Origin of the sequence: Ensifer sp. M14 (genome assembly GCF_003355565.1) — a bacterium.
GTDB lineage: Bacteria > Pseudomonadota > Alphaproteobacteria > Rhizobiales > Rhizobiaceae > Ensifer.
The window spans coordinates 1-13,934 of sequence record NZ_QJNR01000015.1 but is presented as its reverse complement, the minus strand read 5'-3'; the positions used below and the strand labels follow the sequence as shown (position 1 = coordinate 13,934).

The 13,934-nt window shown below is 58.4% G+C and carries 14 protein-coding genes and 3 pseudogenes; 7 read left to right on the top strand and 10 right to left on the bottom strand.

Annotated features, from left to right (window positions below; all coding sequences use genetic code 11):
- Positions 1 to 44: 44 nt before the first annotated feature.
- The 7 genes and pseudogenes from BLJAPNOD_RS31885 to BLJAPNOD_RS31855 all read right to left on the bottom strand — a co-directional run bounded on the left by BLJAPNOD_RS31885 (position 45) and on the right by BLJAPNOD_RS31855 (position 7,180).
- The gene (locus tag BLJAPNOD_RS31885) at positions 45 to 1,544 is read right to left on the bottom strand and encodes a tripartite tricarboxylate transporter permease (RefSeq protein WP_115422776.1); all 1,500 of its coding nucleotides are present in this window, start codon (positions 1,542 to 1,544) and stop codon (positions 45 to 47) included.
- 10 nt (positions 1,545 to 1,554) lie between these two features.
- A complete protein-coding gene (locus tag BLJAPNOD_RS31880) occupies positions 1,555 to 2,028 on the bottom strand; it encodes a tripartite tricarboxylate transporter TctB family protein (RefSeq protein ID WP_115422775.1) in 474 nt (157 codons plus the stop codon).
- Between the two features lie 56 nt (positions 2,029 to 2,084).
- Positions 2,085 to 3,056, bottom strand: coding sequence for a tripartite tricarboxylate transporter substrate-binding protein (locus BLJAPNOD_RS31875; RefSeq protein WP_115422774.1), 972 nt, complete (start codon positions 3,054 to 3,056; stop codon positions 2,085 to 2,087).
- A 357-nt stretch (positions 3,057 to 3,413) separates the two neighbouring features.
- Positions 3,414 to 4,587, bottom strand: a pseudogene (locus BLJAPNOD_RS31870) (Fic family protein).
- A gap of 204 nt (positions 4,588 to 4,791) precedes the next feature.
- A pseudogene (locus BLJAPNOD_RS36285) lies at positions 4,792 to 5,330 on the bottom strand (plasmid partitioning protein RepB C-terminal domain-containing protein).
- Positions 5,331 to 5,668: 338 nt separating this feature from the next.
- Complete coding sequence (locus BLJAPNOD_RS31860) at positions 5,669 to 5,887, bottom strand: hypothetical protein (protein ID WP_199566080.1); 219 nt, start codon at positions 5,885 to 5,887, stop codon at positions 5,669 to 5,671.
- 447 nt (positions 5,888 to 6,334) lie between these two features.
- Positions 6,335 to 7,180, bottom strand: a complete 846-nt coding sequence (locus BLJAPNOD_RS31855; RefSeq protein ID WP_158556203.1) for a LysR family transcriptional regulator — start codon at positions 7,178 to 7,180, stop codon at positions 6,335 to 6,337.
- A 100-nt stretch (positions 7,181 to 7,280) separates the two neighbouring features.
- On the opposite strand from BLJAPNOD_RS31855, the gene BLJAPNOD_RS31850 reads away from it, so the two are divergent.
- The 3 genes from BLJAPNOD_RS31850 to BLJAPNOD_RS31840 are packed head-to-tail and all read left to right on the top strand — an operon-like array spanning position 7,281 to position 9,720.
- Positions 7,281 to 7,742: a RidA family protein gene (locus tag BLJAPNOD_RS31850; RefSeq protein WP_115422772.1), complete on the top strand. Its 462-nt coding sequence runs from the start codon at positions 7,281 to 7,283 to the stop codon at positions 7,740 to 7,742.
- 11 nt (positions 7,743 to 7,753) lie between these two features.
- A complete protein-coding gene (locus tag BLJAPNOD_RS31845; RefSeq protein WP_077498186.1) occupies positions 7,754 to 8,911 on the top strand; it encodes an aminotransferase class V-fold PLP-dependent enzyme in 1,158 nt (385 codons plus the stop codon).
- Between the two features lie 20 nt (positions 8,912 to 8,931).
- Positions 8,932 to 9,720: an SDR family oxidoreductase gene (locus tag BLJAPNOD_RS31840; protein WP_115422771.1), complete on the top strand. Its 789-nt coding sequence runs from the start codon at positions 8,932 to 8,934 to the stop codon at positions 9,718 to 9,720.
- Between the two features lie 520 nt (positions 9,721 to 10,240).
- Here BLJAPNOD_RS31840 and BLJAPNOD_RS31830 read toward each other — a convergent pair.
- Positions 10,241 to 10,429: pseudogene (locus BLJAPNOD_RS31830) on the bottom strand (integrase core domain-containing protein); the annotation flags it as partial.
- 137 nt (positions 10,430 to 10,566) lie between these two features.
- On the opposite strand from BLJAPNOD_RS31830, the gene BLJAPNOD_RS36275 reads away from it, so the two are divergent.
- The gene (locus tag BLJAPNOD_RS36275) at positions 10,567 to 11,028 is read left to right on the top strand and encodes a hypothetical protein (protein WP_147294624.1); all 462 of its coding nucleotides are present in this window, start codon (positions 10,567 to 10,569) and stop codon (positions 11,026 to 11,028) included.
- Positions 11,029 to 11,156: 128 nt separating this feature from the next.
- Positions 11,157 to 11,552, top strand: a complete 396-nt coding sequence (locus BLJAPNOD_RS31820) for an ArsR family transcriptional regulator (RefSeq protein ID WP_158556202.1) — start codon at positions 11,157 to 11,159, stop codon at positions 11,550 to 11,552.
- Positions 11,553 to 11,574: 22 nt separating this feature from the next.
- Here the strand turns inward: BLJAPNOD_RS31820 and BLJAPNOD_RS31815 are convergent, their stop codons facing one another.
- Complete coding sequence (locus BLJAPNOD_RS31815; RefSeq protein ID WP_115422767.1) at positions 11,575 to 12,003, bottom strand: hypothetical protein; 429 nt, start codon at positions 12,001 to 12,003, stop codon at positions 11,575 to 11,577.
- Positions 12,004 to 12,222: 219 nt separating this feature from the next.
- Here BLJAPNOD_RS31815 and BLJAPNOD_RS35275 point away from each other — a divergent pair, with 219 nt between their 5' ends.
- The gene (locus BLJAPNOD_RS35275) at positions 12,223 to 12,462 is read left to right on the top strand and encodes a hypothetical protein (RefSeq protein ID WP_147294623.1); all 240 of its coding nucleotides are present in this window, start codon (positions 12,223 to 12,225) and stop codon (positions 12,460 to 12,462) included.
- 404 nt (positions 12,463 to 12,866) lie between these two features.
- Positions 12,867 to 13,097 (top strand): helix-turn-helix transcriptional regulator, encoded by a 231-nt coding sequence (locus BLJAPNOD_RS31805; protein ID WP_115422812.1) that lies wholly within the window; start codon positions 12,867 to 12,869, stop codon positions 13,095 to 13,097.
- Positions 13,098 to 13,481: 384 nt separating this feature from the next.
- On the opposite strand, the gene BLJAPNOD_RS31800 is transcribed toward BLJAPNOD_RS31805, so the two are convergent.
- The coding region (locus BLJAPNOD_RS31800) for a ProQ/FINO family protein (RefSeq protein WP_115422765.1) at positions 13,482 to 13,934 on the bottom strand (453 nt) is incomplete at its 5' end.

The window sequence follows — 13,934 nt, the reverse complement described above, 5'->3', positions numbered from 1 at the left end:
ACAGTGATGTGCGCCACCCGGCGCAGTCAAACAGATTTGCGCTATCAATCCTCGTCTTGACGGAACTTCGAGAGACCCTTGAAAATGAACGGGGCAACCAAAGCAACAAGAGCTATGCCGATCATGAGGGCCGAACTGGGGTGCTGGAGCAGGATCATCGGATCGCCCAGGCTCATCTGCATGGAGCGACGCAAGGCGCTGTCTGCAAGTGGGCCAAGGATCAGGCCGACAACCGCCGGCGCGATGGGGTAGTCGTAGCGACGCATCACAAAACCGACAACGCCGAAACCTGTCAGCAAAAGCAGTTCCGTCACCGACGGGTTCGCCGCAATCGTTCCCATGGAGGCAAAAACGAGGATACCTGCATAGAGCCAGGGCAGCGGAATTTTGAGCAGCTTCACCCACATGCCGACCAAAGGCAGGTTGAGAACAAGCAGCATGACATTGGCGATGAACAGGCTGGCGACCAGCCCCCAGACGAGGTCGGCGTGCTGAGTGAAGAGCAAGGGTCCCGGCTGGATGTTATACTGCTGGAAGCCCGCAAGCATGACGGCAGCGGTGGCAGACGTCGGCAATCCAAGCGTCAGCAGCGGAACCAGCGTGCCGGCTGCGGATGCGTTGTTCGCAGCCTCCGGTCCAGCGACGCCTTCGATAGCCCCGCGGCCGAACTCTTCTGGCTTCCTGCTCAGCTTGCGCTCGATCGTATAGCTCAGGAAGGTAGGGATCTCGGCGCCGCCGGCAGGAAGTGCGCCGATCGGAAAGCCGATAACGGTGCCGCGAAGCCATGGCCTCCAGGAACGCTTCCAATCTTCCCTCGACATCCAGATCGACCCCTTAACAGGGATAGGCTTTTCTGGTTTGTAGAGATGACGCGAAGCCACGAAGAAGGCTTCCCCGATCGCGAACAGACCGACTGCGAGCGTCGTAACCTCAACGCCGTCGAGAAGTTCAGGAACGCCGAATGTGAGGCGCGCCTGCCCCGTCAACTGGTCGATCCCCATCAGCCCAAGCCAGAGTCCGAAAGCGAGACTTGTAAGGCCCCTGAGCGGTGATGAGCCGAATGTCGCCGATACCGTTACGAACGCGATCAGCATCAGTCCGAAGTAGTCCCAAGGACCGAACTTGACCGCGATCTTCACGAGATATGGGGCAAGAACGGCCAGCCCAGCGGTAGCAATCAGCGCGGCAACGAACGAACCGATCGCGGCAGTTGAGAGTGCCGGACCGCCGCGTCCGGCTCGTGCCATCTTGTTGCCCTCGAGCGCGGTGACGACCGATGCGCTTTCGCCAGGCGTGTTGAGCAGGATCGCCGTGGTCGAGCCACCGTACATTCCGCCATAGTAAATTCCGGCGAACATGATGATCGAACCGCCTGGATCCAGCTTGAAGGTTACTGGAAGCAGAAGTGCCACTGTCAGTGCCGGGCCAATACCTGGGAGAACACCGACGGCCGTTCCAATAAGAACGCCAATGGCGGCGTAGATGAGGTTCGCAGGCTGAATAGCCAGCGCGAAGCCATCAATCAAAAAGGCAAATGTATCCATCGGTGCGTCCTCAGAAGAGCCGCTCAAGCGGGCCTTGCGGCAACGCGAGCGTCAGGAGCTTATTGAAGAGAAGGAAGACCATGACCCCGATGACCGCTCCGAGACAGAGATCGACGAGAAGGGCCTTGCGACCGAACGCCCGCGCGGTCAGCGCGAACAGAAGCGTCGAGCCCAGGATGAAACCGCCACCAAGCCAGATCGATCCGATCAACCCTGCAAGAGCAAAACCGATCCAGCCGACGGCCATCCAGTCTGCGCTCTCGACTTCGATGTCCAATGGCTTGAAGGCGCTGATCAGGTGACCGATGGCAAGGGCTACAAACAGGATCGCCACGAAATAAGACGCCGCGCTGGCGCTCATCCCGTAGGTTGCCCGCACCTTCATATGGCTGGCATCCCAGTAGGTGATGAAGGCAATGGCGAACAGGATGACAGCGATCACCGCAGTTGGACGGTTGGGAATGCGAAGAGTTTTCTGGGTCATGGTGTCCTCGTCGCACGCGGAAGCGGCACTTGGCGGCTTCCGCGTGCTTCGTCAGGTTAGTTTGCGAGACCGATGGACGTCAGGATGGTCTTCACGCGTTCGGTTTCCGAACCGATGAAAGCCTTGAATTCGTCGGAAGGCGCATAGTAGTCGGTCCAACCGCGGGCTTTGAGGATTGCCTGCCACTCGGCGGACTTCACCGTCTTCTCGACGGCGGACTTGAGCGCATCGAGATCGGCGCCTTCGACGCCCGGACCCGCGAAGATACCGCGCCAGTTGACGAGTTCGATATCGAGGCCTTGTGCTTTCAAAGGCTTTGCCTCGATGCCTTCGATCGGCTCCGGATAGGAAATCGCCAGTGCTCTGAGGTCGCCGGATTTGATCTGGCCTTCCCATTCGCCGTAGCCCGACACGCCTGCAGTCGCCTGACCACCGAGCATGGCTGCAAGCGACTCACCACCGCCGGAATAGGCGACGTAGTTGATCTTGCTCGGGTCAGCACCCGCTGCCTTGGTAACGAGCGCTGCGAGGATATGATCCGCACCGCCCGCCGATCCGCCAACCCAGATCGTCGTCGCGACGTCTTTCTTAATCGTAGCCAACAGATCGTCCATTGATTTGATCGGCGAATCCTTCGGGACGACGATCACGAGCGGGTCGCCGGTCAGGCGAGCGATCGGAGTGACCTCCGTCAGATCGACCGGGGACTGGTTGGAGATGCTTGCGCCGACGAGCGTAATGCCCGCGACAAAAAGCTGATTTGGGCTGCCCTTCGCGGAGCCGATGAACTGAGCAAGACCAACCGTGCCACCTGCCCCTGGGACGTTGATGACCTGAACGCTCTTCGCATTTCCACTTGCCATCATGGCTTCCTGCATGGAGCGCGAAGCTGAATCCCATCCGCCACCTGCGCCAGCAGGCGCTATGATGGATAGTTCCAGATCCTGCGACGAAGCCTGTAGCGTTCCAAGTCCCAAGGTGCCGCCGATTACGGCGGCCAGAAGTCCGAGTTTTAATAAATTGCGCACAGCGATTTCCTCCTGCTGATAGGGCTCACCTCCTGAGCCGTGCGCCTAAATTGCATTATATAATTATAAAAGTAAATATGATTTGCTAACGCTTTTCGGTCACTGACGACACATTGTCAAATTGCTCTCCTGTGAAATGAATTCTGCCGGAGCGGCGGCACCCATGTAGAGGGATCACTGCTAGCTGCTTCGAGCGTAAAGCGGCTAAGGCGTCTCCACCGGTCCGGCCATTAGGCGAAGTATGCTCTGTGCGTGACGTTCTTTGATTGGCGCCGGGCGCAGACTGACATCTCTTGGACGGAGGTGCCGAATAAGCGAACGGCCGGTTTGAATGCGCAAAGCTGCCCTAGGAGCGCTTTAGCCGCTTGCTCCGTCGCTCAGTATTTCCATGTACGCGCGATAGACGAAGACGCGCCCGCGTCGTCGACCCGTTGCCTCTTCAACGATCCCGAGTTTCTGGAGTTGATCTAGAGCTGCGTTGACGGTCGGCATTGTCAGTCCGCTTCGCTTCATCGCTGCGGTCGCGGTCAAATAGGGGCTTGTGCGCATGGCTTCGTGGATCTGGAGGACCGATCCCGTTCGCTCCGACTCTCTTATGATGCGTTCGCGGTCGCCCTCGAACAGTCGTGCAATTTGGTTGGCGGTCTCAAATGCTTGTTCCGCAGTTTCGGCGATCCCATCGAGAAAGAATTCGAGCCAAGCTTCCCAGGTGCCGTATTCTCGGACTTCCTGCAGCAGCCGGTAGTAATCAGCCCTTCGCGATTTGAAATAGAGGCTGAGATAAAGCAAGGGTTCCCGAAGTACGCCCGTGGCGCAAAGAAATAGCGTGATCAGGAGGCGGCCGAGACGACCATTGCCGTCCAGGAAAGGGTGTATGGTTTCAAACTGAACGTGAATGAGCCCCGCCTTGATCAGCGGGGGAATGTCGGGTGTATCCGAATGAACGAAACTCTCCCATTTTCCGAGACAATTCATGACTTCGTTGGGAGGGGGGGGGCACGAACATGGCGTTTCCCGGCCGAGTTCCACCGATCCAGTTCTGGGACGTGCGAAATTCGCCAGGGCTTTTCGTCCCACCGCGTCCGCTGTCCAACAATCGCTGATGCATCTCCCGAACAAGGCGCAGGGATAGCGGTAGTTGTTCCAGGCGTTCAAGGCCGAACATCATGGCATCGACGTAATTGGAGACTTCGCGAATATCGTCGACGGGCTCACCACTGATCGCCTCCGTTTCGAAGCGCAGTAGGTCGGAAAGCGTCGATTGGGTACCCTCTATTTGGGACGAAAGGACCGCCTCCTTTCGTACATACATGTAGAGGAATAGTTCCTTGTTGGGCAACAACACGGAAACACCGTCAAGCCGTCCGAGCGCGCGCTCGGCCGCGCTGAGACGAGTGAGCAAGCCTGTAATCGCGATTGGCGGAACTGGAGGAAGGGGAGGCGGCACAAACGCCTTGACGCGTTCGCCAGCCACAGCGGTTTCCACGAAGCGACCCAGCCGCGCGTTGGTGTTGGGGTCTTTGCTGAACATGGCCTTCCCGCGTCGAGTGTTGTGCTGAAGTTAAATAGCATTGCGCGTTAATAAACGAAACGGCATTGTCGTTAATTAATGCTCTCGCTTAATTAACGGTCGGGCAAACGGAATCTGGTTCGATTGCCATCAAGGCGAAAGAGAGTTGAAGTCTTCTTCTTTCATTGCCAACTCGGAGCGGTCGAGAAGTCGCGGGCCTTGCGATCAGGTTGCCTTTCGCAGTTCCGTGATCTTCTGAAACTCAGCCAGGATGTCTGGAAACCTCTGGGCGAGATACCGCACAATCCGTGCGTTGCTGAGCAGTCGCGTGAGGTATCCGGTGGTCAAAACGAGATCGAGATGATCGGCACCATAGTCGTGCTCGATCGTCTTAAACTCACGGTCAAGGCTGGCTGCTTCATTTTCCATCAGCGCGATCTGATCGCCGCTCAGGCCGCGGATTGGTTTCTTCGGGCGAACGAGCATCGATTCTGGCGTGGCCGCGACCAGCGAACGCGCATAGGTGATTGAATACTTGTTCATCGCCGTCATCAACTGCGCCGATTCAATCTGGCGCATGGGCTCATTTTCTTGAGCTGGCCAATTGTGTTCACAGGGATATGCTTGTCCTTTAGAAGATCGATAGCTTCGGGACAAATGCCGTCAAGCAAGCTCTTTTTCTGCTGGATGCTGTGGATGTTCACGTTCAATGCCCGCGCCAGCCGCTCTTGAGGCACACCCTTCTCGATGGCAGTCAGGATCATTTTGTGTTCCTGGATCGTCGCCAGGCGGCTAATTCGTCTATTGTAAGTAAAGGCCTCATCTTCGATCGCGACCAGGCAGACCACTTCGGTCTCGCCCAACTTCCTGAGGACATCGATACGAATGTGGCCATCGAGCAGATGAAACACTGTGGGATCCGCTTTGTCGCGGATCACGACGGGGTGGCTCAATCAACCCGAGCTCAGCAATCGAGGACGCGATCTGGGCATACTTCATCGACTTGGTCACGGTTGGGGGGAGCTGCTTCAGCGGCAATATCTCGGCGATCGGAATCCGCAAGCTCGTCATTTCAAAGGCCAGCGCGACAGGGGCCTTGGTTTCAGGGTCTTTCATTCTGACGTCCCCTTTCCGCGGTAAGCCGGGTCGCCAGGGTTTCGGGCAGACTGATCAAGCCTTCCTCCTCCAGAACTCCCTTAAATTCAGAATCGCTGATCAGCCTGCGCATCGCTTCGGTGACGAAGGCAAGCCGCGCCTTCGCTGCTTCCGCGCGCCGAATGAGGATGCGCTTGCGGTCCGCGTCATCGTGATAGGCCCGCAACAAGGCCTCTGACGAGATGGTGGGAGGTCGAGGTTTGGGGCTGTAGTGCACACTCTCTTGAGTGAATGGAGACATGACCTTGTCATGCGAAAGGGCAATAATAATGTATTCGGATAATGTTTATGGCAATATAAAGAATATTGATGGCGAGGGATTTAGATTAGCCGGCCAATTGATGCTCCCGTGGGTTTTCGAGAAACTCTATCGCCAGGCAAGCGCCAGCATTACGATCAGGGTATTGAACGGGCGTCATGGGCACGGCAGAGGCACATAACATGTTTCTGGGAGTTCCCGGTCGACATCGCGAAGCGATAACGGCCCTTCTGGATGAATAACCACCAGCGCATCTCTTCGAGGGTCTGAGCCAAGAGACATGAACGCTGGCGAACACCGCTGCCGCGCTCGTGTTGTGAGGCTTCCAAAAACCCTGGACACCGCAAGGCGCCGTTAGAACCCAGCACGTAGAAAGGTCGCGAGTTCGTCTACGAGTTCAGGAGACTTCTGACACACATATACGCCAAATTCGGCTGTCGGCGCAGGCGGCAGCCCGTACTTTGTTTGGAGGTTTTCGCAATCCGCGGGCAGGCCTTCCTGCAGAAGAAGTCCGATGCCAAGACCTGCCCGCAATGCTGAGATCAAAGCCGAGAAGGTCGAGGCTCTGCCGCCCGCGGTCCACTCTATTCCGTCTTCGGCCAAAAGGGCGAACATCCGATCCTGCCATGAGCAGGAGCCGTCGAAGATGATGATGGGTATGGGGGCGTTTTCGTCCACTTCCAGCATGCGACTCGCGCACCAGATGAGCTGGCGGGAGATAAAGCCAGTCGGAGTTGTTGAAAAGCGGGCGGGGTCGGCCACGACAATGTCGCTACGTCCATCCACCAGCGACCTTGCGAGGTCTGCCGAATGCGAGGAGTTCAAATCGATCTCCACCGAGGGGTGACGCCTCTTGAAGTCCGCGATAGCCGAAGGCAGCCTGGTGACGGCGAGATCTTCCACCATACCGAGCCGAACTCTGCCCGAAAGCTTTTTGCCGACGATTTGCCTGCGCATGTCCTCGCCAAGGGCAATCGTCTTCCTGGCGTAGGCAAGGAAAGTCTCCCCGGCGTCTGTCAGGGAGACACCTTTATGGGAACGGACGAGCAGCTGCGTGTCAAGATCCATCTCAAGACGCTGCAATTGCATGCTCACCGCGGGCTGCGTCCGAGCGAGACGATCCGCGGCTTTGCTGACGGTCCCAGTTTCTGAAACCGCGATGAAGGCTTGCAACAGCCTCGTGTCGAAGTTCAGCTCCATATAAAACATCCTTATAGCTCTCTAAGAATTATAACACTACACAGCATGGCGGTCAGATGACAACCTCCCCTCACAGTAAAAATGGTGACGGAGACCTGTCGTGAGCTACAAGGAAAAACTCGAAAAGTGCGGCGTTAACTGGCCCAGTCTCAGCCGGCCAGATCTCCCCTTCGCGCCGACCAAGCGCATTGGCGACACGCTTTACGTTTCCGGCCAAATCCCGGAAGTGGCCGACGAAATCGCTTACATCGGCCAGGTCGGCAAGGAAATCGACGTCGAGATGGCGCTCCAGAGCGCGAAGATATGCGCTGCCAACATCGTTTACTGGGTCGAAAAAGCGCTCGACGGCGATCTCGACCGTGTCGTGCAAATGGCAAAGATGAATATCTTCATCAACGCCGTTCCCGGCTTCACCGCTTACTCTCAGGTCGGCAATGGCGCTTCGGAAATCATGAATGCCCTATTCGGCGAGCGTGGGGAGCATGCCCGGTGCGCGGTCGGCATGGGTGGTCTTCCGGCCAATGTTCCCGTCGAAATCGACGCGGTCTTCCACGTGCGCTGAAGGAGAGCGAGATGCCGCCTGTCATTCACTTTAATCACGCGGGCGCAAGCATCCTTGCTCCGGAAACAGTCGAATTGATAGTGGCGCATCTCCGCCGCGAAGCGGAACTGGGTCCCATGGAAGCTGGGACGGCCGCCGCTGACCGCTTGGAGGCTGGATATGCGAGGGCGGCCCGTCTCCTGGGGTGCGCGGCCACGGACGTCGCGTTCGGGACCGGTCACGGTCAGCTTTACGGCGACATCCTCGCTTCGGTGCCGCTCAAGGCGGGCGACCGCGTCCTGGTAAGCCGCCAGGAGTGGATCGGCAACGTGCTTGCCCTGAAGCATGCGTGCCATGTTTCGGGCGCCTCAATGTCGGTAATGCCGTGGGATGAAACCACCGCGGTAGACGTCGAGGCGGTGGTGAGGTCTCTCGATCCCGACGTGAAGATAGTGGCGCTTACTTGGGTTGGTGCGAGTGGCGCTCTTATCAATCCCGCCGAGGCGCTCGGCAAGGCGTTACGCCAAGCGAAATCGGGAGCCTTCTACATGATCGACGCCAGCCAGGCGATCGGACAACTTCCTGTCGATGTGTCGGAGATCGGGTGCGACGTCCTAGTCGCCTGCGGCCGGAAATTTCTGCGGGGGCCACGCGGAACGGCTCTCGCCTATATCTCGCCCAGGCTCGCGGTGTCGATGGTTCCGAGGCGCGTGGACGACCGCTCCGCCAAGCTCGACGTCGGGCGCGCGGCCATCCACCAGAGTGCTCAAGCTGTGGAAACCGCCGAGTTCGCCGTGGCATTGCGCCTGGGGTTGATCGACTCGCTCGAGCGAGCCCTGAGCCTGAATGCGTTCGACACCCGGGTGAAGCTCAACACACTCGCCACGGAGCTCCGCAACAGGCTCACGGATGTGCCCGGCGTAAACATTCTCGACCTCGGCCGCGACAAGGCCGCGTTCGTGACTTTCGTCATCGAAGGCATTCCATGCCAGCGGGTGAAGGAGCTTCTCGCAGCCCGCGGGATCACGATCGGAAAGAACGGCGTCGGATACACGCCGTTCGACATGGACATCAGAGGCATCACGGAAATCCTGCGAGCCTCGGTCCATTTTGGCAACACTGACACAGATATCGAAAAGTTAGTCCAGGCCGTGCGCGAGATCGCCGCGGAAGCGGCCGAGGCCGCGTGACGGAAGAGGGAATTGGACAGATGAGCACAGCAAACGTGAAGAAGACCGCACTGGTACTGGGCGGCAGCAAAGGACTGGGTTTCGGCGTAGCTGAAGCCTTGGCTGACAAAGGGATCGACGTGGCGCTTGTGGGCCGCGACGAAGCGACTCTCCGCGCGGCCGAGGCAAAGCTCGAAGGAAAGCCCGGCGTGGCGATGTCCTTCTCTTGCGACCTGTTCGAGAAGAAGGGCGTGTCCGAACTCCTAGGCTGGGTCGATCGGCATATGGGGCACGTCGACATACTGCTTCTCAACGGAGGCGGCCCTCCGCCGTTTCCGGCTTCGAAGTTCGAGGAGGAGATCTGGCTCCAGCAGTTCGGTGCGATGTTCCTCAACCAGGTGAGGATTGCGTCACACTTTCTGCCGGGCATGAGGGCTCGGAAGTTCGGCCGCATCGTGGCGGTGTCTTCCACGAGCGTCAGGGAGCCTATCTCTGGGCTGACTGCTTCCAACGCGTTGCGTTCGGCTCTCGCTGGTTGGGCGAAGACGCTGTCGCTGGAAGTGGCCGCCGATGGGGTCACCGTGAACGTGGTCCTTCCAGGAAGGTTCGCCACGGAGCGCACCGTGTATTTCGACGCTATGGACGCGGCTGACCGCGGTGTTGATCCGTCCGTGATCGCCGGGGAAAGCCAAGCCGAGATACCGATCGGCCGTTACGGGACACACGAGGAATTCGGGGCCGTCGTGGCGTTCCTCGCAAGCGACGAGGCTCGCTATGTCACGGGGGTGGCGATGCCCGTGGACGGCGGCCTTAGCAGATCGATGCTGTAGCTGGAAGGTGCGGGAAATGGAACTCGAAGATCTTAGGACGGAGTACTCCGGCGCTCCGGCGCTACTGGCGGCGCGATTCATGATCCGGCGTTGAAGGCGGTCGCGGACGGTCTTCTTACGGGCGATCACAGAAGATGGCCCTTTGAGGGCGTTCGGACGTTCCTCGATGCGCCCTATGTTGAGGACGCCGCCAAAGCGCTTTTCTCCGGTCAGACGATATCGGGCATCGACGTAGCTCTCTCTCGGGGTCAGGAACAGGGCCGGCTCGCGCCTGGGTCCCAAGGCGGTTCGGCAGGTCGAGCGCGTCGGACCTTATAATCGGGTGCTCAAGGCGGCCCCGTCAACCGTGCTGAGAGTTGCCGACATCGGCGACGTCCCGATGAGGAGCAGGTTCGACCTGGAAAGCTGCCACGCCGACATCGAGGAGTTTTTCGGTTCACTTGCCGCAAGCGACTTGGTGCCGCTTGCGGTGGGGCGGTGACCATTCCATCTGGAGTTGCCCCCAAAAGATCGGACATGCTCAGGTTTGAGATTGCGAGCTGATGAACTCGCGCGGTGATTGATATCCTAAAGCACTATGCGGGTGAAGATTGTTGTAATGCTCGAACCAGAACGGCAGTTGAGCGATCACTGTTTCAGCATCCGGGGTGGGGTTTACCGAGACGTAATCGCGCTTGAATGTTTTGACGAACGCCTCGGCCATGCCGTTCTTTCAAGTCCAGGACTACAGTTCGTACTGACACTCTTGCCCGCATAGAGTTCGAGGTTACGCACCCGTTCCATCCGTGGCGCGGCCTGCGCTTCGTGCTGTCGACACGCAAACAGAACTGGGGCGAAGACCGCGTCATGTTCTACGACGCCCAAGGACGGTTGCGTTCGCTTCCGGCCTCGTTCATCGACGCCTCCGAACTGTTCCTATGCATCCGCGAAAAAGCGTTCGACGGCCATTGCCTTGCCCCACTTCTCGATGGTCTCTGCAAGCTGTTGCCGACTATCTTTAAGAGCTTGAGCGACTTTGCGGGCATCCTCCCGTCATTAATGTCAAACAGCGCAGTTGCTCTCAAAGGAAACAATGTCGCTCGCCTGCCAACGCAGCTGTTGGGGAATGCGCATTTCGAGCGCAATCACGATTTTTCCCGCCTTCAATCGTCTCCGAGCCGCCAATCAGTCGTTTCGGGTCTGTTCTCGAGAAATGAGGGTCGTTTTCGACTTTCAACGCAACGGGGCCGGTGGCTGCGCCACCGGCCTACCGCCCTGACGAAGGCGCTTGAGAGGGTGTTTGCAGGAGGCGGCGGGATCCTATGCTGATCCGAGCGCGCGCTTGCGATTTTGCCCGAATTCGCCCTTTGGGCTGACGCCCTCCCGAAAGTGAAGCCACTTGTGCTTTCCGCGTCAGAATGTTTGACATACGTCAATTAGCACGGAGCTCGGCGGGGATGACTTTGAGTGAATGGAGCGAAGATCGGGCGCGCGATGCGGCTCAGTTTTTGCAGGCGATCGCGCATCCGACACGCCTTCTGCTCCTGTTGCTGTTGGCCGAACGGCAGTTGCCGGCGAGCAAGCTTGCGCGCGCCGTTGGTGTTTCCCAGCCGGCTGCGTTTCGACATCTGCGGTGCATGGTTGAAGCTGGCATCCTTTCGATCAATACACGAACCGCAAGCATGACCTTTGCGATCGCCTCACCCACAACGATGCGGGCTGTGCTGGAGATGTCGGCGGCCCTGTCGGCTGAGCTAAATGCGCCAGAAGGAACCGCGAGGCGCCAACGCTCGCCCGACCGCAACCGGGATCTTCCACCGGAAGCCTCCCGTGCGCTGTCGAGCGCAGCCTAGGCCCTGGCAACACGTTCTTCGATCACGTAGCCCGCAACATCCTTCGCACCCTTTTCGACACTTCATCGAGTGTCGCCATCACTCGGTTTATCTGCGAGAGCTTGGCAGTCGGCACTGGACCATACCGGATGACGATATACTCTCGGTTTCTGGAGAGAGTTGCCAAGTGCTCCGCCGTGCGGCTGCGCAGAACGAGGCCAGCATTCACGGCTATTCGGGTCCGCTCACCAAGATCGTGCTCAAAGCCGCAAATTGTCTTTTGATCGATGCCCTTGGCAAGCAGAAGTGCATTGAGATAGAGCTCGATTGAATGGAGAGCGAGAAGACGTCGCGGAATGTGGTTGGGTTTAGACACGCCCTCACCAAGCTTGACGGCCGCGTCTCTATACTGCGTCGCCAATGCCAGAATGTCTCGAACCTTTGCTGATTGATCGGGATGTGCCAGGTCCATTCAGCATGCCTCCCGGCTCGAGTTGGAATCCCATGTCTCAGCCACCCGCTCTTCCATGCGGATAAGATCCCTCAGCAGTCTCCGCAGCTCTGGCCAGGGTGCCACATCGAGCTTCAAGCCGGGATCCTGCATAGCGATCAGGCAATGGAGCTTTGCGGTGACTTCGGTCAGAGAGGAAGGCGCTGTGATCCGCATAACACGCCCTGCTATGCCCGCTTGATGCGCGAGCTCCTGTTCCCGAGTGGTAGCCGCCGCGCACTCCAGACGCTGATCGGCTTCTCTCCACCGTTTCCGACGCCGGCGAAGTTCGACCCGTGCCTGGGACAGTTGTTCGGCATTCAGCTCAGAGCTCAGCCGATTGATGTCAGCGAAAGAGTGAACTGGGACAATCTGCTCGGTCCCAATCCGCAACTCGACAATGGGAGCGCCGCCGGTCACTTCCAGCAACTTCGTTTCTAGCTTTTGTCTGAGACGCGTCGCCCGCACGTGCTGCAGATGGCACGCGTACCATCTTGGCCACATCTCCCTGACAGGTGTTGGACCACTCGGCCTTTGCTGATCACGTGTTGCATCGAAACGTCCGCTTAGCCAACGTGCCGCGACGGGGAGAAGGTTTCGGCGGTCGATCACCTGCGGCAGCTTTTCGGTGGCGCCGTTCTCAAAATTTTCTTCTCTACGGGTGATTGCAGGCAAAGTTCTGCTATTCTCAGAATCAGCCATGATCCGAGCTCTCTAAAGCTAGATTTTGGTCTTGGTTCGCTTGGGGTAGGGAACCCCAGCGGGGCCGGGTTTGAATTCGTAACGTGGATACGATAACCGCCAATGCTGCTCTATTCAACGCTAAATCGTATCAGTGTTACGAAATGACGCCAATTCAGTGCAAGATGGCGCGAGTGGCGCTGGGCTGGGGTACGCGGGATTTGGCAAAGAATGCCAGCGTATCGCCTGATACTATCGCCAGACTGGAACGAGGCGAGCGGCTCCGAGATTCAACCGTGGACGTCGTGCAGGCAGCTTTTGAAAGAGCTGGTATAGAGTTCATCCCAGAAAATGGTGGTGGCGTCGGTGTTCGCTTTTCGAAACCAAAAGATTGAGTTCACGGTTCGAGGGATACGCCCTGCATCAGTCTCACTGATGATCCAACGGCCGCCAGAGACGGTATCATCGAAATCTCGGCTTCGCTGGCCAGCTCGGGCAGGCGACGGCAGAGCACTTTTGAATTGGAGCGGTTTGCCGGGCCTAGGCTTCCCGGATCCCGGCCTGTGGCCGTCGCGATGCTGATCCTCCGAGACGAGGCTTTTAACCGGTCAAACCGCGCGCGAACTGGCTCTGGCAGCGCTGCTGCCGGCGCCTGGTGCGCTCATTTTTTGCTGACGCCCCGAAGCCGACTGGCACGTGGCGAGCTAAACGCGGCGGGCCAAGACAATACTCAGACGAGCAGCGCTGCTGCTCACGACCGAAACATCCGCTCTCCTCAGTCAGCGCGGCGCATTGTTCCGATTGAACAGAGCAGCGCGGATCATATCCGCCTTTGAAGCCGGGATGGATCGGACAACCGCAGGTGCCGCTGCCTTTCGGGTCTCGTCGCGCTTTCTAATGCTTTCAATCTTCTCTGAGGCTGCCAATCTGTCGGCGGCCGATACTGTGTCAACCGGCATTCCGTTGGTGTCGTGACGAGCGGATCGTGGCTGTGCGACCGCCATATGATATCTCTTTGAGTGGAGATAGGCTCCCGTCGCCCGTCGCAGCGCCGAGACGCTGATCTCGGGCCTCAGAAGTGGTCTAATTTCATTCCAGAGCCCGAGCGCGAATGGTGGGATTGCATGACCAGTCTCCGTGGGCAGGATCGCGATCGGTTGGATGAGGAGCGCGTTGATCGCCTGGGCTTTCAATACATCCGTCTCACGCGCCACAACCGGACCAGATTTCTC